The organism is Helicobacter pylori (assembly GCF_002832345.1).
GTDB classification, from domain to species: Bacteria; Campylobacterota; Campylobacteria; order Campylobacterales; family Helicobacteraceae; genus Helicobacter; species Helicobacter pylori_CP.
This window is the reverse complement of record NZ_PHLZ01000020.1, coordinates 15,620-37,005: the sequence shown is the minus strand read 5'-3', so window position 1 is coordinate 37,005 and position 21,386 is coordinate 15,620. Positions and strand designations below refer to the sequence as shown.

Annotated in this window: 17 protein-coding genes and 2 tRNA genes; 9 read left to right on the top strand and 10 right to left on the bottom strand. The window is 40.3% G+C overall.

Annotation, left to right across the window (positions count from 1 at the left end; genetic code table 11):
* Positions 1 to 179: 179 nt before the first annotated feature.
* A tRNA-Met gene (locus tag CXY28_RS06360) sits at positions 180 to 256 on the bottom strand.
* A gap of 22 nt (positions 257 to 278) precedes the next feature.
* Positions 279 to 353, bottom strand: a tRNA-Gln gene (locus CXY28_RS06355).
* Here CXY28_RS06355 and CXY28_RS06350 point away from each other — a divergent pair.
* Positions 328 to 951, top strand: coding sequence for a helicase DnaB modulator (locus tag CXY28_RS06350; protein WP_100980038.1), 624 nt, complete (start codon positions 328 to 330; stop codon positions 949 to 951). The genes CXY28_RS06355 and CXY28_RS06350 overlap by 26 nt on opposite strands.
* Here CXY28_RS06350 and hypD read toward each other — a convergent pair.
* The 7 genes from hypD to pta form a co-directional block, all read right to left on the bottom strand.
* Positions 902 to 2,014, bottom strand: coding sequence for a hydrogenase formation protein HypD (gene hypD / locus CXY28_RS06345; RefSeq protein WP_100980036.1), 1,113 nt, complete (start codon positions 2,012 to 2,014; stop codon positions 902 to 904). The genes CXY28_RS06350 and hypD overlap by 50 nt on opposite strands.
* Before the next feature lie 5 nt (positions 2,015 to 2,019).
* A complete protein-coding gene (locus CXY28_RS06340; protein ID WP_039082944.1) occupies positions 2,020 to 2,253 on the bottom strand; it encodes a HypC/HybG/HupF family hydrogenase formation chaperone in 234 nt (77 codons plus the stop codon).
* Entirely contained in the window at positions 2,253 to 2,981 is a 729-nt protein-coding gene (gene hypB, locus CXY28_RS06335; RefSeq protein ID WP_000003593.1) for a hydrogenase nickel incorporation protein HypB, read from the bottom strand. Before hypB ends, CXY28_RS06340 begins: the two co-directional genes overlap by 1 nt.
* A 121-nt stretch (positions 2,982 to 3,102) precedes the next feature.
* Positions 3,103 to 3,228: a hypothetical protein gene (locus CXY28_RS08905; protein WP_000973857.1), complete on the bottom strand. Its 126-nt coding sequence runs from the start codon at positions 3,226 to 3,228 to the stop codon at positions 3,103 to 3,105.
* A gap of 10 nt (positions 3,229 to 3,238) precedes the next feature.
* Positions 3,239 to 3,538 (bottom strand): cupin domain-containing protein, encoded by a 300-nt coding sequence (locus CXY28_RS06325; RefSeq protein ID WP_050825774.1) that lies wholly within the window; start codon positions 3,536 to 3,538, stop codon positions 3,239 to 3,241.
* A complete protein-coding gene (locus tag CXY28_RS06320; protein ID WP_100980034.1) occupies positions 3,538 to 4,749 on the bottom strand; it encodes an acetate kinase in 1,212 nt (403 codons plus the stop codon). Before CXY28_RS06320 ends, CXY28_RS06325 begins: the two co-directional genes overlap by 1 nt.
* Positions 4,750 to 4,765: 16 nt before the next feature.
* On the bottom strand, positions 4,766 to 6,322 hold the full coding sequence (pta, locus tag CXY28_RS06315) for a phosphate acetyltransferase (protein WP_100980032.1): 1,557 nt from the start codon (positions 6,320 to 6,322) through the stop codon (positions 4,766 to 4,768).
* Positions 6,323 to 6,502: 180 nt separating this feature from the next.
* Here pta and fliK point away from each other — a divergent pair, with 180 nt between their 5' ends.
* From fliK to alpB, 8 genes are all read left to right on the top strand, one after another.
* Positions 6,503 to 8,059: a flagellar hook-length control protein FliK gene (gene fliK, locus CXY28_RS06310; RefSeq protein WP_100980031.1), complete on the top strand. Its 1,557-nt coding sequence runs from the start codon at positions 6,503 to 6,505 to the stop codon at positions 8,057 to 8,059.
* A gap of 50 nt (positions 8,060 to 8,109) precedes the next feature.
* The gene (gene flgD, locus CXY28_RS06305) at positions 8,110 to 9,174 is read left to right on the top strand and encodes a flagellar hook assembly protein FlgD (protein WP_100980029.1); all 1,065 of its coding nucleotides are present in this window, start codon (positions 8,110 to 8,112) and stop codon (positions 9,172 to 9,174) included.
* Positions 9,171 to 10,988, top strand: a complete 1,818-nt coding sequence (locus CXY28_RS06300; protein ID WP_033596255.1) for a flagellar hook protein FlgE — start codon at positions 9,171 to 9,173, stop codon at positions 10,986 to 10,988. The genes flgD and CXY28_RS06300 overlap by 4 nt, the downstream gene beginning before the upstream one ends.
* A gap of 51 nt (positions 10,989 to 11,039) precedes the next feature.
* On the top strand, positions 11,040 to 11,657 hold the full coding sequence (locus CXY28_RS06295) for a hypothetical protein (protein ID WP_050825766.1): 618 nt from the start codon (positions 11,040 to 11,042) through the stop codon (positions 11,655 to 11,657).
* Positions 11,638 to 12,789: an Eco57I restriction-modification methylase domain-containing protein gene (locus tag CXY28_RS06290; RefSeq protein WP_198542630.1), complete on the top strand. Its 1,152-nt coding sequence runs from the start codon at positions 11,638 to 11,640 to the stop codon at positions 12,787 to 12,789. Before CXY28_RS06295 ends, CXY28_RS06290 begins: the two co-directional genes overlap by 20 nt.
* Positions 12,790 to 12,792: 3 nt before the next feature.
* Positions 12,793 to 14,829 (top strand): ATP-dependent helicase, encoded by a 2,037-nt coding sequence (locus CXY28_RS06285; RefSeq protein ID WP_100972362.1) that lies wholly within the window; start codon positions 12,793 to 12,795, stop codon positions 14,827 to 14,829.
* An 830-nt stretch (positions 14,830 to 15,659) separates the two neighbouring features.
* Complete coding sequence (gene alpA, locus CXY28_RS06280; RefSeq protein WP_100980027.1) at positions 15,660 to 17,213, top strand: Hop family adhesin AlpA; 1,554 nt, start codon at positions 15,660 to 15,662, stop codon at positions 17,211 to 17,213.
* Between the two features lie 21 nt (positions 17,214 to 17,234).
* Positions 17,235 to 18,824, top strand: a complete 1,590-nt coding sequence (alpB, locus tag CXY28_RS06275; protein WP_100980025.1) for a Hop family adhesin AlpB — start codon at positions 17,235 to 17,237, stop codon at positions 18,822 to 18,824.
* A gap of 781 nt (positions 18,825 to 19,605) precedes the next feature.
* On the opposite strand, the gene hofG is transcribed toward alpB, so the two are convergent.
* Positions 19,606 to 21,150, bottom strand: a complete 1,545-nt coding sequence (hofG, locus tag CXY28_RS06270; protein WP_100980040.1) for an outer membrane beta-barrel protein HofG — start codon at positions 21,148 to 21,150, stop codon at positions 19,606 to 19,608.
* Between the last annotated feature and the right edge of the window lie 236 nt (positions 21,151 to 21,386).

Here is a 21,386-nt window from a genome sequence, read left to right as displayed (position 1 = left end):
TATTTTGCGATAATACCCCCTTAACCCCCTTAAAATCCCCCTAACCCCCCAAGACCGCTTTTTTAGTAAAGTTATCGCTTGCTTGATGCAAGCTCTTTTATTATTTATCTTAAAAATGCTAAAGCATTTTTTAAATTCTATAAATTCTATTAAACAGAGTTAAATTTAAAAAAAGGGATTGGTTGCGGAGAATGGATTTGAACCACTGACCTTTGGGTTATGAGCCCAACGAGCTACCGGACTGCTCTACTCCGCGACACGCTAATAAAGGAAAAAAATGGCTGGGGTGCAAGGATTCGAACCTCGGAATGCCAGGACCAAAACCTGGTGCCTTACCGCTTGGCGACACCCCAACAAACAATGATAAATAAAAGAAGCATTATACAAAAGCTTTTTAAAAAAGTCAAGCTAAAACGCTATAATTTCATCATGGAAAATGGATTTGACCCCCTCATTTATAAACGCTATCTCAAAAAGAAAGAAACCTTTTTGCTGTTTAAAAAAATCGCTCAAGCCTCTGCGTTAAAAAATTTAAAACTCCAACTCAAGCGAAGAGAAGCGATCAAGCGCTATGTTTCTCAAGCTTTGGGGGATTTAAAAAAAGGGTTTAGATACGCTAAAATAGAACACCAAATCTTAAAAATCTATTTCACGCACCCTAGCTATTTGAAAGCCTTTAAAATGGAAGAAGATCATTACACCAACCACCTGAAAGCCCATTTTACAGAAACGCAAAAAACCCTAAAAGCCTTGGATTACCCTTTTGATTTTAAAACTATCCAAGCGAGCGTGAAAAAAAGGGCTTATCAAAAACCGGTTGGAAAAAAAGAAAAACCCCCTAAAAGCGTGGATGTCAATTGCGAAGGTTTGAGCGATTTCACTAAAAAGCAATTTCTCAAACTCAAACACGCTTGTAACGATAATACGCCGCGCAAGCCCCCTCAGAGCTGACCATGCAACTGCCGATCGGGTTTTGTGGGGTGCAAGTTTTGGCAAATAGTGAGCAATCTAGGGGCTTAGCAATGCCTTTTAAAATCTCCCCGCACTTGCATGCCTTGTTTTCTTTAGAGGTTTTGTGGCTTAAGTGTTCTTTAAAGACTTTTTCAGCGTCATAAGAAGCGAATGTTTCTTTGAGTTTGAGAGCGGAATGTTTGATATTCCCTAACCCTCTCCATTCAAAATTTTCTCTCACTTCCATGCATGCATTCACTAATTCTTGCGCTTTCACATTCCCCTCAAAACTCACCGCTCTTTTGTATTGGATTTCTAGCTTGGCTTCTTTGTTTAGGGCTTGTTTGATAAGCATCAGCACGCTTTCTAATATATCCACCGGCTCAAAACCGCTCACAATAATAGGGATTTTAAAGCGATCCACTAAAGGAGCGTAGATTTGAGCGCCGCTGATCACGCTCACATGGCTAGGGGCTAAAAGGGCGTTAATTTGGCATGCTGGATCTTTTAAAATCGCGCTCACGCTTGGAGGCACTAGAATGTGGTTGATGTGGAAAAAAAGGTTGTTAATTTTTTCTTTTTTAGTATTAAGTAAAACGCTAGCCGTCATCGGCGTGGTGGTTTCAAAACCGATCGCAATATAAATGACTTTTTTATGCGGGTTTTCTTTAGCGACTTCTAAAGCTTGCATGGGCGAATACAAAAAGCGTGCATCTAGCCCCTTTTCTCTGGCTTGTATCAAACTCCCATAGCTCCCGGGGACTCTCATCATATCCCCTAAACTCAAAACAATGCTGTCTTTGATTGTGGCGAGTTCATAAGCTTCATCAAGGCGCGCTCTTGGCATCACACACACCGGACACCCTGGCCCATGCGCAAACTCTAAATTGTTAGGCATCAAATCTAAAAGCCCGTATTTCATGATGGAATGCGTATGCCCTCCGCACACTTCCATGACGACTAATTTTTTTGTGAGTTTGGAAGCGAGTTTTTTGATTTCATTAGAGAGCGCTAAAATAATTCGCTTGTCTCTAAAGGGCGAAATGAGATGATCAACGCTCATTGTTATTATTGCGTTTCGTTCATTTTGGCGATCATTTCTTGATAAAGCTCAATGGATTCTAGGGCTTCTTTTTCATCAATCTTACTCATCACATAGCCGATGTGTAACAACACATAATCGCCCACTTTAACGGACTCGCCCATTAAATCCAAACTCGCTTCTCTTTGAACGCCCAAAGTCTCCAAAACCGCCACATTGTCCTTAATGGCTATGACTTTAGAGGGGATCGCTAAACACATTAAAACGAATGCGTGGATTGGTAATTTTCACGCTTTTTTTCTAAAAGGAAATTTTTAAAATCTTCCAAGCTTTTAGGGTCTTTGGAGCTCATTAAAAAAATAGGCGCTTCAGGCTTTAATTTTTGCATGTCTTCTTTGACTTGAGAAACCCTAAAATTAAACACCTCAATCATATCCGCTTTACTGATAACCACCGCATCCGCGCACATGAACATCGTAGGGTATTTTAGCACCTTATCATCGCCCTCTGGGACAGAGAGTAAAACGATATTCATCGCCGCTCCTAGATTATAGCTTGAAGGGCAAACCAAATTCCCCACGTTTTCAATGATTAAAAAATCGCTTTTTTCTAACGCTCCCTCATCTTTTAATAAATCAAACGCCCCCTCAATCATGCTCGCTTCCAAATGGCACGCTTCGCCGGTGGTGATCTGATGCGCGCTCACGCCTTTTTTACGCAATCTGTCCGCATCTCGGTTGGTTTGCAAATCGCCCTCTACCACGCAAAACTTGAAGTCTTTAAAATCCGCTAGATTTTCTAGCATCGTGGTTTTACCGCTACCGGGAGAACTCATGAAGTTTAACACATACAGCCCTTCTTTGAGGTAACGCTCTTTCATTTCAGCGGCTTTAATGTCGTTCTTGCTCAAAATCTTTTCTACGATTTTGACATCTTTTTTACTCAAATTAGGGTTATTTTGTAAAGATTCTTTTCGTTGTTCGCTCATGTTTTTCCTTTCTTTTAAAATTTTCGTATCGTAGCGCGCTTAATTAAACGGCTATGATTTAACAACTTCTTTTATAGTCGTTTATTCTTGCTTGGCTGATTTTTTAGATCAAAAAATCCGCCTATCCTACCTTATCATTGCTGTCGTCTTTATTCTTTAAAACTAACCTAATGATCCTCCATATGATGATTAATAAAATGATGGTTAAAAGCAAATACCAAACATTGATAAAAACGGCTTTCATCATTTTATTTTCCTTATTTTTTACTTAAAGACAATCTTATAACGCTATTTTCTAAAGCGTCCAAACGATGCGAAACTTGGGCTTCTAGGCTGATTAACGCCCCTTTTGGCATTTCTATTTTTTCATCTCCCACTTCAAAAATGATTTTTCCCTCTAAAACCTGCACGCTGATCGCTCCCGGGGCCTTGTGTTTGTCCATGATCGCTCCTTTAGGCATGCAAATGCGGATTTCTTTATTGGAAGAATTTTCATTCAGCACTTCAATGTGGAGTTTTTCAAAATGAACTCCCTCTAAAAAATTAATTACTCTCATTAAACAACCTTTATTTTTTCTACCATTTCTTTGGCTTGTAAAGCGATTTCTAGCTCTTCATCAGTAGGGATTCTTAAAACCTGGACTTTAGCATCAGGCTGGCTTAAATTCACCAACCCACTTCCCGGATTGTCGTTGGTGGGCTTGTGTAAAGCGATCCCTAAATTTTCTAAGCCTTCGCACATGCTCTCTCTTAAAGCCGAGTAGTTTTCCCCTAATCCCCCTGTAAAGAGGATCGCATCTACTTTTTTTAAGACTACCATGTAAGCCCCGATATACTTTTTAATGCGATAAGTGCACATTTCAAAAGCGAGCTTGGCTTCTTTATCGCCTTTTTCTTTTCTGGCTTCTATGTTTCTGGCGTCATTATCCCCACAAATGCCTTTCAAGCCGCTTTCATAATTTAAAATTTTCATCACTTCTTCTAAGCTCTTATTTGCGCATTGCGCGATATATTCCACCACAGTGGGGTCAATATCCCCACACCTTGTGCCCATAATCAAGCCTTCTAGTGGGGTTAGCCCCATAGAAGTGTCCACGCTTTTACCCTTTTGAATGGCTGCTGCGCTTGAGCCGTTCCCTAAATGCAAACTAATCGCATTAAATTCCTCATAAGGAATATTCAAAAACTTCGCCGCTTCTTTGGCCACATAATGGTGTGAAGTCCCATGGAAACCATAGCGCCGGATTTGATACTTTTCATACAATTCATAAGGCAACGCATACATGTAAGCGTAACTGGGCATAGTGGCATGGAATGCGGTGTCAAAAACAGCGATTTGAGGGATATGGGGGTGCGCTTTTTGGACAAACTCAATACCGGCTAAATTCGCCGGGTTGTGTAAGGGGGCTAAAATAGAAAGATTGCCAATTTCTTGCATGACTTTTTCATCCACTAAAACCGGGGCATGGAATTTATCCCCCCCTTGAACCACACGATGCCCTATAGCGTCAATTTGGTTGAAATCTTTGATGATCCCCATTTTTGTTAAATTCTCACGAATCATTAAAAGCCCGCTCGCATGATCTTTAATCACAAGCTTTTCTTTAAGCTCTTGATCGTTATGGTGCAAATACGATTTGATTTTCAACTGCCCTATTTCTTCGCCGATTTTTTCGGCTAAACCGCTCGCTAAGGGCTTGTTTTCTTTCATGTTAAACAACTTAAACTTAATAGACGAACTGCCCAGATTCAAAACTAAAATTTCCATCATTTCTCCTAATCAATTAATCTTGCGCTTGAATGGCACTAATCAAAACGGTGTTGATAATATCTTCCACTAAAGCGCCCCTACTCAAATCGTTAATGGGCTTGTTCAAGCCTTGTAAGATAGGCCCTATCGCCACGGCTTTAGTGCTCCGTTGCACCGCTTTATAAGCGATGTTTCCGGCGTTTAAATCCGGGAAGATAAAAACGCTAGCTTGCCCGGCCACTTGGCTGTTAGGCATCTTTTTCTTCGCTACGCCTTTATCTATGGAAGCGTCAAATTGTAAAGGGCCATCAATTTCTAATTGGGGATCTAATTTTTGCGCGATTGTTAAAGCTTCGTTGATCTTGTCTATCATTTCGCCTTGAGCGGAATTGCCTGTCGCATAAGAAAGCAAGGCCACCTTAGGCACAATATTGAATTGCTTGGCGGTTTGCGCGGAAGTGGTAGCGATTTCAGCTAATTCTTTAGGGCTAGGGTTAGGGATAATCGCGCAATCCCCAAAAACTAGCGCTTGAGTGTCCAAACACATTAAAAACACGCTTGAAACCAAGCTCACGCCGGGCTTGGTTTTGATGATTTGTAAAGCGGGTCTAATGGTCTCAGCGGTGGTGTGATTGACCCCAGAAACCATGGCATGCGCGTAGCCTAAATGCACGAGCATGGTCGCAAAATAAGTTTTATCTAGCGCTAATTGCTCAGCTTCTTGCTCACTCAATCCCTTTGATTTTCGCAATTCATACAAATGATTAGCGAACTCTTTTTTATAGCTAAAAGTGTTGGGATCGATGATTTCTACATTTTCTAAATTCAAGTTCAAATTTTTCGCTTGGGAGTTAATAGCTTCTTTATCGCCCAATAAAATCAATCCCACCGCACCCATAGCGTTCAAACGATGCACAGCTTTCAAAATCCTTTCATCTTCGCTCTCTGGTAAAACCACTTTTTTAATCTGTCTTTTAGCCTTTTTTTCCAAGCCCATTTGAAAGGCTAAAGGGGTAATAATCTTGCTTTTTGTTTGCAACACGCTTTCAATCACGCTCGCTTCTAATTCGCATTGTTGCTTGCAAAGAGACGCGCTTAAAAAATGTGGTTTTTCAAGCATTTCGCCCGCAAATAACCCTAAAGCGAAAGGGGCTTCTTTTTTGAGAATATGAGAATGCATGGCTTTCAAATATTCCAAACTCGTTTGCGCGACAGCCACAATAGGAACGTTTAAATGCTTGGCTAAAGTGGTGTTTAAGTCTAAAAGAGCGTTTAAGAAAAACTTCGGCGCATACCCCAAGCAAATCACAAAATCATGCACAGATTGTAATTCATCATAGCGTTTGAGAATCGTTTCAAATAGTAACTCTTCTTGAGCAGTGCTTACAAGCTCTAAAGCCTTTTGTTTGTCTATGGCGCTATGAAATTCTAAAGAGTTCAAGCCCTCACACTCCCCAAAGCCCTCACACCCCCCATTAATGGGCGAAAACAAGGCGATTTTTTGATAGCGAGACTTCAATGCTTTTAAAAGACTCTTACAAACAGCCCCTAAAACTTCGGTATCCTCTGGGTAAATCCATAAACTTTGCATGCCAATCTCCCTAAAATCATCGTTTTTATTTAATTGTAGCAAATTTTAATTAAACCTAAACGAAACCATGATTTTGTAAAAAGGCTTTTAGCATTTTTTAGATTTGATCACGCATATTAAGGAACTCTTTTTGCTTGACTCCCACCATGTAAAATAAAAGAGTTGTTTTAAAGGATAGTCATGCCATCTCCTGCTCCTGTTAATCCCATTCACACCAACGCAAACGCTTTAAATAGCGGAGCGAAAAACGAAGTTAAAGACACCAAAAACGCCCCTAAAAGCGCATCAAAGGATTTCAGTAAGATCTTAAACCAAAAGATCTCTAAAGACAAAACCGCCCCTAAAGAAGATCCTAGTGCGTTAAAAGCCACGCCTAAAGACGCTAAAACGCTTGAAAAAACCCCTACCCTACCCTACCAACACGCTCAAAACCTCGCTAAAGACCAACAAGCCCCTACCCTAAAAGATTGGCTCAACCACCAAAAAACAAAAGCCCCACATGAGGCTCAACATGAAACCCATGAGGCTAATGAAACTAACCCCAAAACCCCTAACGAAACTTTAAACAAGAATGAAAAAAAGCCTAACGAAGTTGCTTCTAACGCTCATCAAACAAACTTGCCTAGTAAAAACCCTATAACCCCTAATCACGCCAACAACGCTAACACTACCCAAAAACCCACCACCCCAACCCATAGCGCTAAAGAGCCAAAAACCCTTAAAGACATTCAAACGCTCAGCCAAAAACATGACCTAAACGCCAGCAACATTCAAGCGGCCACGACCCCAGAAAATAAAACCCCCTTAAATGCGAGCAATCATCTTACTTTGAAAACAACGCAAACGCCCACTAACCACACCCTTGCAAAGAACGACGCTAAAAACACCGCTAACCTTTCTAGCGTTTTGCAATCTTTAGAAAAAAAAGAATCGCAAAATAAAGAACACGCAAACCCTCAAAATAGCGAAAAAAAAACGCCCCCTTTAAAAGAAGCTTTACAAATGAACGCCATTAAAAGGGATAAAACGCTTTCTAAAAAAAAGTCAGAAAAAACCCCTATTCACGCTAAAACTCAGGCCACAGCCCCAAGTATAGCACCAGAGAATGCCCCTAAAATCCCTCTTAAAACGCCCCCTTTAATGCCTTTAATAGGAGCTAACCCTCCCCCTAATAATAACGCTCCAACGCCCTTAGAAAAAGAAGAAAAAACTCAAGAAATAAGCGACAATAAAGAAAAAGCTAAAGAAACTAATAACGGTGCTCAAAGCGCGCAAAACACCCAAGCTAGCGATAAGACAAGCGACAATAAAATCATTGCCCCTAAAGAGACGATCAAGCATTTCACCCAACAATTAAAGCAAGAAATCCAAGAATACAAACCCCCCATGAGCAAGATCTCTATGGATTTATTCCCTAAGGAATTAGGCAAGGTTGAAGTAACCATTCAAAAAGTGGGTAAAAACCTTAAAGTGAGCGTGATCTCTCATAATAACAGCTTGCAAACCTTTTTGGACAACCAGCAAGATCTTAAAAACAGCTTGAATGCTTTAGGTTTTGAAGGGGTGGATTTGAGCTTTTCGCAAGATTCTTCTAAAGAGCAACCCAAAGAGCAACTAAGAGAGCCATTCAAAGAGCAGGAATTAACCCCCCTAAAAGAAAACGCCCTAAAAAGCTACCAAGAGAACACGGACCATGAAAACCAAGAAACGAGCATGCAAATCACTCTTTATGCGTGATTTTAAGCAAGTTTGCTCTATAATAAGACATCTTTAATAAGGAAGAGATCATGGCCATTGATTTAGCAGAAGTTACAGGAGCTAAAGCCGCGCAAGAAAGGAAAAAAGAGCAGCCCACGATCGCTAACGGGTTGGATAAAAACGCTTTCATGAAACTCTTTTTAGAGCAATTGAAAAATCAAGACCCCACCGCTCCTATGGAAACGGATAAAATCATCACCCAAACCGCACAGCTCACGCAAGTGGAAATGCAAGAAGAAAACAAAAAAACCATGCAAGAAGTCGCCAGTGCGATGAAATCCAATAAAGAAACTAACGAATCTTTAAAAGATTTTCAAGGCGCTTTAAAAGACACCATGGAAAACCTTAATAAAGGCATGGACGATAGCTTGAAAGCGAATAACGCTTTAAGGGAAGTAACGGCCCTTAACTCTGTGAGCATGATAGGCAAAATCGCTGAAACCGATGTGAGCGGGGCGAATTTTGACGGCAATAACAAGCTTTCTTTTTCGCTCTTTTTTGATGAAAAAATTGACGCTTCTAAAGGAGTGCCAGCGATTCAAATCTTAAATGAAAACAATGAATTAGTCAAAACGATTCCTTTAAAAGATTATAACGGGCAAAAGGGGTATATTAATTTTGAATGGGACGGCACAAACGAAAAGGGCGAAAAAGTCCCTAAAGGCAATTATAAGATCAAGGCTGAATACAATTTAGACTCTCAAAGCAAGCAGTATTTGCAAACGCGCATTGGTAGGGGCGAAGTGGAAAGCGTGGTTTTTGATAAAGGCAAGCCCATGTTAAGAATGGGCGAAATGATTTTACCCATAGACAGCGCGATAGAGTTTTACAAACCGGATCAAAAACCGCTAGATCAAAAACCACTTGAACAAAAAGCCCTTGAACAGAAAATCTCGGATCAAAAACCCATTGAACAGAAAGCCCTTGAACAGAAAATCTCGGATCAAAAACCCATTGAGCAGAAACCGATTGAACAGAAACTCTCGGATCAGAAGCCTCAAAAACCCATTGAACAGAAACCCCTTGAACAAAAAGCCCTTGAACAGAAAATCTCTGAACAAAAGCCCCAAACCCCCACTAAAGAGACAGCATGAACGACACCTTATTAAACGCTTATAGCGGGATCAAGACCCACCAGTTTGGTATTGACAGCCTTTCCAATAATATCGCCAATGTCAATACTTTAGGCTATCGCTCCAATGATCCGGAGTTTAAGACCCTGTTTTCTTCGCATTTAGACGCTTTGAACGCCAAATCCGTTGTGGCTAACGATAGAAATTACGGCGTTACAGGCTCAGGCAATGTCCTTTCTAATAAAGATGGGGAATACATGCCAAGTGAGGGGGAATTCCACATGGCGTATCAAGGCAAGGGCTGGTTTGTGATAGGGCCCAATAAAAATGGGGAAATGACCATTAATAAAGACGGCTTTAGCAAAAAACAGGATAATTTTCTCACGCGTGCCGGCAATTTCGCGCGAGACGCTGACGGCTATTTGGTAACCCCTGAGGGCTATTATGTCTATGGCATTGATTTGAAAAAAATCAAGGACGGCACGCTCAATTCCACCGCTAGAGATGAAGACATTGAAAAATTGCATGGCAACACCCTTTCGCCCTTACAAATCCCCCAGGATTTGACTTACCAGCCGGTGCTTAGCACGAAAGTGAATATCAGCGTGAATTTAAACCCTAAAGACCATTTAAAAGGCGTGCAAGATTTTTTCTTAAACGACAAGGGCGAAATCATTAAAGAGCGTTTTTTAAACCAGGATATTAACGCCTTAGCGAATGACGATAACGAGCCAATAGACGCGATCACTAATCGTAAATTAAACATCAGTATCCAAAAAGAAAATGGCAAAAAAGAGGATTTTGTTTTCACTTATGGGGACGCTGAAAAAGGCGAAAACCAATTCAAAACTTTAGGCGATTTGCAAAAACTCCTTAAAGAAAAAACCGGGCTAGATTTGAACCTCATCAAAAGCGAAAAAGACGCCAAAAGCCCCCCCCTTTTATTAGAGATCGCTAATCCTAGCGAAACACCTATCACTTTCAGCTTGAGTGGGGGCATTGCGGATAAATTGGGCTTGAACGCGAACGGAATGGAATTGAAAAAGGGCATCAGCAGGGATTCAGTGGCGATTAAAATCCCTTATTACAGCACAGAAGTGGATATTTATGATAAGGCCGGGGATAAATACTTGCTCCAAAGCGAATATTACATGACTAATTCCAACGATCCCACATCAAGCCCCACGAGTAAAAGGAAAAACCAAACTTGGGAAGTGAAAAGCTACATCGTAGATCCCAAAAACAAAACCCCTATCAATGATCCTACTTGGGAAATTGTCGGCTTTGATTCAGCCACGCATAAAATGAAATCCGCCCCCATGACTTTGGATTTTAAGGGTAATAAGCTCACCTATTCACTAGATAAGAGCGAAAACCATGATTCTAGCGATTTGTCTTACCAAGACTCTAAACTCTTAGAAGCGAGTCAAGACGGCAAGCCTAGGGGCATTTTTAGAGACATGCGCATTGAAGAAAATGGCGTGATTTCTCTAGCCTTTAGTAACGGGGTGGTAGAGCCGGTCGCTCGCATCGGTATTTTGGCTTTCACTAACGATCAAGGCTTAAGGAAAATCGGCGGTAACCTCTATGAAATGCAAGAAGGCACCATTAATGGCGAAAACAGACCCCTAAGCGGTAACCCCATTTTAGGGTGGGACGAAGAGGGCAAGCTCAAGTTTGGGAAAATCAGGCATAAATATTTAGAAACGAGCAACGTGAATGCCGGGAACGCCCTAACCAATCTCATTTTAATGCAAAGAGGCTATTCCATGAACGCTAGAGCCTTTGGTGCGGGCGATGACATGATTAAAGAAGCCATTAGCTTGAAAAAATAAAAGGCTGAAATAAGGAGTGTGGTAAAATACCCTTTTTAATAAGGATATTTAATGATACCCACACAGCTTAACGAAATTGCAGAATTTTTAAAAACAAACCCTTATAACTTGTCTCAACCCTTACAGGATGGGCGATTAAATTCATCTGTCAATGAAGAAGAAATTTTAAATACCATTAAGGATTATTTTCCTATCCAACTGCCAAGAGCTAGAGAGTGGTGGGATTTTAGTTTTGAAGAAAATAAGATTTTTTATCCTGTCAATATTAAAACCACCACCACAAAAACCGCTGACAATCTTAATGGTAAATTAGGGATTTATTATGCGTTGTGCGGCTTATTGCCGGAATTTAATAACGAAATCGCATGGGAAAAATACTTTCACAAACTTCACAAAGACTTAGGCACAAACACCAATAGAGATTATTATTTTTTGATTATCAACAAAAACGATCCTAAAGACGTTTTTATCAATTCCTTAAAAGGCATCCAAACCCTCCAACCTAATAACTTGCCCTTCCAATGCAAGTGGGATAACAACAGAGAAATCGTTCAAAGAAGCTTTATTGAAAGTAAAAACTTCATCTTAAGCGCTTTAGCCAAAAGCGTTAAGTTACGAGCTAATATTTATTTAACATTCAAAGAATTTTTTGGAGAATTTTTTGTATAAATGGGATATTAAAACTTTAGGGCAGGTTTTCACCCCTAAAAATATAGTGGATTTCATGCTCACTCTCAAACACAATCAAGGGAGTGTTTTAGAGCCAAGCGCGGGCGATGGGAGTTTTTTAAAGCACTTAAAAAAGGCTGTAGGGATTGAAATCGATCCTAAAATCTGCCCTAAAAATGCCCTTTGCATGGACTTTTTTGACTACCCTTTAGAAAATCAATTTGACACCATTATTGGTAATCCGCCCTATGTCAAGCACAAGGATATTGCGCCAAGCACCAAAGAAAAACTCCATTACAGCCTTTTTGATGAAAGGAGTAATCTCTACCTGTTTTTCATAGAAAAAGCGATCAAGCATTTAAAACCTCAAGGCGAATTGATTTTCATCACCCCAAGGGATTTTTTAAAATCCACTTCTAGCGTGAAATTAAACGAATGGGTTTACAAAGAAGGCACGATAACGCATTTTTTTGAATTAGGCGATCAAAAGATTTTCCCAAACGCCATGCCTAATTGCGTGATTTTTCGTTTTTGTAAGCACAATTTCAGTAGAATCACCAACGATGGTTTGCAATTTGTGTGCAAAAAAGGCATTTTGTATTTCCTCAACCAATCTTACACGCAAAAATTAAGCGAGGTTTTTAAGGTTAAAGTGGGGGCAGTGAGCGGGTGCGATAAGATTTTTAAAAATGAAAAGCATGGGAATTTAGAATTTGTCACCTCAATCACCAAAAGAACCAATGTTTTAGAAAAAATGGTTTTTGTCAATAAACCTAATGATTATTTACTCCAGCATAAAGACAGCTTGATGCAAAGAAAGATTAAAAAGTTCAATGAAAATAATTGGTTTAAATGGGGGAGGATGCATCACATATCCCCTAAAAAACGCATTTATGTCAACGCCAAAACGCGCCAAAAAAACCCTTTTTTCATCCACCAATGCCCTAATTATGACGGCTCTATTTTAGCGCTATTCCCTTATGACCAAAATTTAGATTTGCAAAACCTCTGCGACAAACTCAACGCTATCAACTGGCAAGAATTAGGCTTTGTGTGCGGCGGGCGTTTTTTGTTTTCGCAGCGCTCTTTAGAAAACGCTCTTTTGCCTAAAGACTTTTTAAATTTAGGATAAAACTTGTTAGAAACTTTGCAATTAAACCCTGAGCAATTGAAAGCGGCTTCGGCTTTACAAGGGTATAATTTAGTCATTGCGAGCGCTGGCACAGGGAAGACTTCTACCATTGTGGGGCGCATTTTACACCTGCTTAATAACGGCATCAAGCCTGAAGAAATCTTGCTTTTGACTTTCACCAATAAAGCGAGTAATGAAATGATCGCTAGGGTGGCTAAATACTCCAAATTAAGCTCCAAAATTGAAGCGGGCACTTTCCATGCGGTAGCGTATCGCTATTTAAAAGAGCATTACCCAAACTTAAGCCTAAAGCAACCTAAGGAATTGAGAAAACTTTTAGAAAGCATCGTGGACACTAAAAACGCGCTAAACGCAACAGATGAGGATAAAAAGCCCTACACTTCGCAGCATTTATACGCCCTTTATTCGCTTTACACTAACGCTTTAAAACAAGAAGATTTTAGCGCATGGCTTTCTAATAAAAGCCCTGAACACGCACCATACGCCGCCTTTTATGAAAACATTTTAGACGAATTTGAAAACACTAAAAAAAAGCATAATTACATTGACTATAACGACTTACTGCTATTATTTAAAAAGGCGATGCTAGAAAGACCTAGCCCTTATAAAGAAGTGCTTTGCGATGAATTTCAAGACACTAACCCCTTACAAGAATCCATTTTAGACGCTATCAATCCCCCTAGTTTGTTTTGCGTGGGCGATTACGATCAGAGCATTTACGCTTTTAATGGGGCGGATATTTCTATCATTTCTAATTTCACTCAAAAATACAAAAACGCCCAGGTTTTCACGCTCACTAAAAACTACCGCTCTTCTAAAGAGATTTTAGATCTCGCCAATCAAGTGATACAGCACAATGAGCGCATTTACCCTAAAAATTTAGAAGTGGTGAAATCAGGGAAATTCAATAAACCCACGCTTTTAAATTACAACGACAACATCGCGCAATGCCAAGACATCGCCAAACGCATTGTCATGCGAAAGGATTTTAAAGAAGTAGCGGTGATTTTTAGGAATAACGCTAGCGCGGATCAATTAGAAGCCGCTTTAAGATCCCACAACGTGCCAAGCAAGAGAAAAGGGAGCGCGAGTTTTTTTGAATCCAAAGAAGTGGCGTTAGCGTTAGACATTTGCGCGCTATTATTTAACCCTAAAGACATTATGGCAGCGATTCATATTTTAAGCTGTATCAGCGATATTGGCTCTAACACCGCTAAAGACATTCATGAAGCCTTAATGCTTTTAGGCAATGGCGATCTCAAATCAGCTTTAATTCAGCCCAATCAAGAAGCCAAAATTTACACCAAGAAAAAAGAAATCACCTCCATGGGGCTTTTTGAAGAAATTTTTGCTTTAGAAAACAGCTCAAGGTTTAATAGCGTGATAGATAAGGCGTTTCATTCGCACCCGGTGTTGATGCACCCTAAAATCTCACTCAATGGGGCTAAAATGTTAAGCGATTTTTTCATTCTCTATACCAAAGCCCCTACTCATTCCCCTAGCGCTTTAATCAAACACATTCTAGAAAGCGCGTTTTTTCAAACCTTTAAAACACGCCTTTTAAAAGAGCGATCCAAAAATAAGGACGGCTCTTACAACGAGTTTAAAAAACTCCAAGCGCAAAAACGCTTCAATGAAAAAATGGACTTGCTGAGTTCTTTGGCGAAAAATTACCAAAATTTAGGGCGTTTTTTAAACGGCACTTTAATAGGATCTAGTGAAGCCACGCAAGGCGAAGGCGTGAATCTGTTGAGCGTGCATGCTTCTAAAGGCTTAGAATTTAAAGATGTCTATATTATAGATTTAATGGAGGGCCGTTTCCCTAACCACAAGCTCATGAATACCGGTGGGGGTATTGAAGAAGAGCGACGGCTTTTTTATGTCGCTATCACAAGGGCTAAGGAAAATTTATGGCTTTCTTATGCGAAAAACGAATTGAGGGAAAACGCCAAACCGAAAGAGCATAAGCCTTCGGTGTTTTTGTATGAAGCGGGGCTTTTAAAACCTGATTCAAAATAAAATTGATTTTTGTATTGTTTGTTTAAGCAAAAGATGATATGATTATAGCGATAGTTAAGCCCCTAAGAGCTAGGAACTCTTAAGAGCTTGTTTTTAATAAAGTGGCAGTGTTAAGATAACCACTAAAACTATCGCTACAAAAATGAATTTCATGGTAGCACCTCCTAACGGAGTGCCACCCACTGCAATCTCCCAACCCATTAGATCAGAAACCACTAATTGCTCCAAATTCGCTTAACACTAGAATCGCTACCATGTCATATCATTTGAGTATTATAATGGGATTTTTATGAGATGTAAGAAAAATACAAAAAAACGCTAGTAAGATTTTAACTCTAGCTTGCGCTAGAGCCAAAATTTTAGTATAATGGCGTTGTGAGGACCATTAAAACTATGATCACTAATAGTAATTTCATAGTCGGTTATCTCCTTTCCGGGATAACCACCCACTATTAGACCCTAACATGCTCCAAATTTTCGCAACAAAAGAGAAACCTAGAAATTACTACTTGCGTTGGCATGATTTTACATTAAAAAACCAAAGAATGCCAAAAAGCGTTTTTTAAAACCCCAAAAATTTAAGGCTAATCCCCTATGAAATCCCGTTTTTTTTTTTTTGTAAAAAGCGCTCCAATTGTTGTAACTTTATTTCCTTGATAGGGGGTTTTTAAGGGGGTTTTTAAGGTTAGTTTAATTTTCATTATGTGAAAATATCACAATTACATTTGACAATTTGTATTTTGTATTACTAAACATTATTTACAAGCTCTGATGTAACTGAATCCCAAATTTAAACTCAATCAAGGAGCATCCCATTGATAAGGAAAATCATGATAAAAAAGAATAGAACGCTGTTTCTTAGTCTAGCCCTTTGCGCTAGCATAAGTTATGCCGAAGATGATGGAGGGTTTTTCACCGTCGGTTATCAGCTCGGGCAAGTCATGCAAGATGTCCAAAACCCAGGCGGCGCTAAAAGCGACGAACTCGCCAGAGAGCTTAACGCTGATGTAACGAACAACATTTTAAACAACAACACCGGAGGCAATGTCGCGGGGGCGTTGAGTAACGCTTTCTCCCAATACCTTTATTCGCTTTTAGGGGCGTATCCCACGAAACTCAATGGTAGCGATGTGTCTGCGAACGCTCTTTTAAGTGGTGCGGTAGGCTCTGGGACTTGCGCGGCTGCAGGGACGGCTGGCGGTAGCTCTCTTAACACTCAAAGCACTTGCACCGCTGCGGGCTATTACTGGCTCCCTAGCTTGACTGATAGGGTTTTAAGCACAATCGGCAGCCAGACTAACTACGGCACGAACACCAATTTCCCCAACATGCAACAACAGCTCACCTATTTGAACGCAGGGAATGTGTTTTTTAACGCGATGAATAAGGCTTTAGAGAAGAGTGGGACTGCTACTACTAGTGGAACTAATGGTGCGACTGGTTCAGATGGTCAAACTTACTCCACACAAGCTATCCAATACCTTCAAGGCCAACAAAATATCTTAAATAACGCAGCGAACTTGCTCAAGCAAGATGAATTGCTCTTAGAAGCTTTCAACTCCGCTGTAGCCGCCAACATTGGGAATAAGGAATTCAATTCAGCCGCTTTTACAGGTTTGGTGCAAGGCATTATTGATCAATCTCAATTGGTTTATAACGAACTCACTAAAAACACCATTAGCGGGAGCGCGGTTGATAGCGCTGGGATAAACTCCAACCAAGCTAACGCTGTGCAAGGGCGCGCTAGTCAGCTCCCTAACGCTCTTTATAACGCGCAAGTAACTTTGGATAAAATCAACGCACTCAATAATCAAGTGAGAAGCATGCCTTACTTGCCCCAATTCAGAGCCGGGAACAGCCGTTCAACGAACATTTTAAACGGGTTTTACACCAAAATAGGCTATAAGCAATTCTTCGGGAAGAAAAGGAATATCGGTTTGCGCTATTATGGTTTCTTTTCTTATAACGGAGCGAGCGTGGGCTTTAGATCCACTCAAAACAATGTAGGGTTATACACTTATGGGGTGGGGACTGATGTGTTGTATAATATCTTTAGCCGCTCCTATCAAAACCGCTCTGTGGATATGGGCTTTTTTAGCGGTATCCAATTAGCCGGTGAGACCTTCCAATCCACGCTCAGAGATGATCCCAATGTGAAATTGCATGGGAAAATCAATAACACGCACTTCCAGTTCCTCTTTGACTTCGGTATGAGGATGAACTTCGGTAAGTTGGACGGGAAATCCAACCGCCACAACCAGCACACGGTGGAATTTGGCGTAGTGGTGCCTACGATTTATAACACTTATTACAAATCCGCAGGGACTACCGTGAAGTATTTCCGCCCTTATAGCGTTTATTGGTCTTATGGGTATTCATTCTAAGAAAGGGGGGAAGAGACAAACATGAAACAAAATTTAAAGCCATTCAAAATGATTAAGGAAAATTTAATGACACAATCTCAAAAAGTAAGATTCTTAGCCCCTTTAAGCCTAGCGTTAAGCTTGAGCTTCAATCCAGTGGGCGCTGAAGAAGATGGGGGCTTTATGACCTTTGGGTATGAATTAGGTCAGGTGGTCCAACAAGTGAAAAACCCGGGTAAAATCAAAGCCGAAGAATTAGCCGGCTTGTTAAACTCTAATACGACAAACAACACCAATATCAATATTGCAGGCACAGGAGGCAATGTCGCTGGGACTTTGGGCAACCTCTTTATGAACCAACTAGGCAATTTGATTGATTTGTATCCCACTTTAAACACTAACAATATCCATCAATGTGGTGCTACTAATAATGGTAGTAGTGGTGCGACTACTGCCACTGCTACTACTAGCAATAGTCCTTGTTTCCAAGGTAACCTGGCTCTTTATAACGAAATGATTGGCTCTATCAAAACTTTGAGTCAAAACATCAGCAAGAATATCTTTCAAGGCAACAACAACACCACGAGCCAGAACCTCTCCAACCAGCTCAGTGAGCTTAACACCGCTAGCGTTTATTTGACTTACATGAACTCGTTCTTAAACGCCAATAACCAAGCGGGTGGGATTTTTCAAAACAACACTAATCAAGTTTATGGAAATGGTGTTACCGCCCAACAAATCGCTTATATCTTAAAGCAAGCTTCAATCACTATGGGGCCAAGCGGTGATAGCGGGGCTGCCGCAGCGTTTTTGGACGCCGCTTTAGCGCAACATGTTTTCAACTCGGCTAACGCTGGGAATGATTTGAGTGCTAAGGAATTCACTAGCTTGGTGCAAAACATCGTCAGTAATTCTCAAAACGCTTTAACGCTAGCCAACAACGCTAACATCAGCAATTCAACAGGCTATCAAGTGAGCTATGGCGGGAATATTGATCAAGCGCGCTCTACCCAACTATTAAACAACACCACAAACACTTTGGCTAAAGTTACCGCTTTGAATAACGAGCTTAAAGCTAACCCATGGCTTGGGAATTTCGCTGCCGGTAACAGCTCTCAAGTGAATGCGTTTAACGGGTTTATCACTAAAATCGGTTACAAGCAATTCTTTGGAGAAAACAAGAATGTGGGCTTACGCTACTACGGCTTCTTCAGCTATAATGGCGCGGGCGTGGGTAATGGCCCTACTTACAATCAAGTCAATCTGCTCACTTATGGGGTGGGGACTGATGTGCTTTACAATGTGTTTAGCCGCTCTTTTGGCAGCCGAAGTCTTAATGCGGGCTTCTTTGGGGGGATCCAACTCGCAGGGGATACTTACATCAGCACGCTAAGAAACAGCCCTCAGCTTGCGAGCAGACCTACAGCGACGAAATTCCAATTCTTGTTTGATGTGGGCTTACGCATGAACTTTGGTATCTTGAAAAAAGACTTGAAAAGCCATAACCAGCATTCTATAGAAATCGGTGTGCAAATCCCTACGATTTACAACACTTATTATAAAGCTGGCGGCGCTGAAGTGAAATACTTCCGCCCTTATAGCGTGTATTGGGTCTATGGCTACGCCTTCTAAAAAAGCTCAAGGCCTTTTATAGGCTTTGATTGAACCCTTTAACCCCCATTTTAAAAACAAACCCAAAACCCTTATCCAATAATGGAATTGACCCCCTAATAACGCTTGATTAAAAGCTAGCATTCACAAAAAGCTTAACGCTCAAGGCTTATTGAGGTTTTAAAACGCTTGATTAAAAGCGATTATTTTGCTTTAGCACTTCAAAATTTTTATACTTAGAAAAACAACCCAAAATCTTTATCAAATGTTGTCAAATATTGAGATTATCCCCCAAGAACGGCTTTAATAATAAAGGTGATCAAACGCTAAAGATATTTAGAATTTCTGTGGTTTAAAACTTTGTTTTGTGGTTCTAAATTTTATGGTAAAACCCATTTTTTAAGGGGATAGGGGGTATTTTTGAAACCCCCCCCAAAACTAAATCCTCCCTAACCCAAGAAAACCGCTTTTAAAACCCCCAAGCAGAAATCCTAAACATCTTTAGTGTTTGGGGTGAATGCCGCTAATTTGCAGTATAACACCCCCATACATTTGCATCTAGCGTAGGAAGCGTGCAAAGTTACGCCTTTATAGATATGATGCGTGAGAGCTGTAAGGAATGCGTTGGAGATCAAACTCTGTAAAATCCATTAGGCACACAGAACAAGAACCAAACTCTCCCCCAACATCAGCCTAGGAAGCCCAATCGCTTTAGCGTTTAATCACTTCACAAAACTAGCCACGCAAAGTATTAGATTTTAAAAAATATCTTGGAGTGTTTTTAACTTGCTACGATTGAAAATTAAAATTTCAGCGTGAGGTTGGTCATCATGTAACTTCTGTCTTGGTAATTAGCGCTAAAATCGCCATCAGGGTTATTGAACTTGGGCGCTCCAAAATACCCTGCTTGATACCCTTTATTGATCCTAGCCCCATAATAAGTGATCCTAAAGTTAAGAAGAACCGATTCAGTGAACGCATAGCTCGCATTGAATTGCAAGGAGTATTCATTAGCCCTCCCTAACTGCCCTAACGCATTTTTATTCGCATGAGAGACGCGCCCAAAAACATGCCATGCGAAACGATTATGGATCCCTCCAACAGAAGTGTAAAAAGTGAAAGTGTTAGCGTTAGTGATCGCATCAGCCAGCCCATCATAAGCCGTATTATCCCAAAAATCATAGCCAATCATTCCGGCATGCCTAGTCGTTACGGAGATTTCATTAGCGATATAGGAAGTGTTATTACCCCTTGGCATGGTGTGAGAGCCTAAAAAAGCGTCTGAATTGCCAAAGGTGTTATAAAAACCAATGGACCAGTTGAAATTATCCCACCAAAAAACCTGGCGGATATTTAAAGTAACGCCATTCCTCCCTAACAACGATCCATGAGGCGTGCTGTCTTCCAAACTATAAGTGTTTGTCTCTGGGTTATACCACCCCCTATAATATAAAGGAAAGGTTGTCATGATCATGCTTTGAGAGCGAAAGCCGACATTTTCAAAATTCCTATTCGTGTCATAAACTAGCTTAAAGCCAGGAGCGTTATAAGTCTTAGGCGCAAAATAATAAAAAAATTGAGCGTCTAAACCTTTATAAGAATAGGTTGTGGTGATCCCATGCCAGCCGTAATTGATGAAATCATTGCTATTACTGGGATTGCCTCCCTTTTTCAAATAAGGCACCGTCGCAAAAAACTCATAAATCCAAGAGTTGAACGCCAAACCTCTCCCAAAAGAACTCCACCACCAAAACCTTAACCTTTGCGTTTCAGTCTTATAGGGCTGATAATACACTTCCCACCCTTGATTCGAACCGCTCATAAAATCAATATTCGCTTCATAACGCCCCGCTTTAAACCCAAAAACATCTTTGTAATCGTATCGTAAAAAAGCGGTATCCACCACATAAGGCCTTGCATGATAGCTCGCTGATTGAGAAGTCCCCGCATAAGCAGGGCCAAGATACTTATTAAAAAAGTATCCATGATAGCCCCCAATGAAATTCTCCACAATTGAGCCAAAAACTTTCCCGTTAGCTTGGTTAATATCATACTTAGTCTTATCATAAGGAATGGCTGCAATCGCCCCACCCAAAGAAACAGAAAGCCTATGGTTTTCGGTGCCTTTAGGGAGCAAATTGACTTTGACTTGCGCTAAAGTAACAATATCTATAAAACTTTCAGTAGGATAAATCCCTTTTTTAGTATTGATTTGAGAATTGTTAAAACCAATCTTAGAAAAGTTCTCCACACGACCACTAAACCGATAATCAAAAGCTTCTACAGGACATAATAAAAACGATAAAAGCGATAAAGAAGAAGTCAAAAAATACTTTTCTTGCCTCACTAAACTCTCCCTAATTTTAATTGTATGATCTTTTTTGTTGAGATTATAATTATAATCAAAAAAAAAAAAAAATAGCATGAAGTTAAAATATTAATTAAAATCCGCAACCCTATTTTACAAAAAATAACCATTCATTGTAAATTGGTTTAAAATCAAAGGATTAAAATTATATATTTGTTACTTCTAAAGAATGTTTTATTTTTGATAGACTCGCTACCCATGAGATCTCCGCTTTT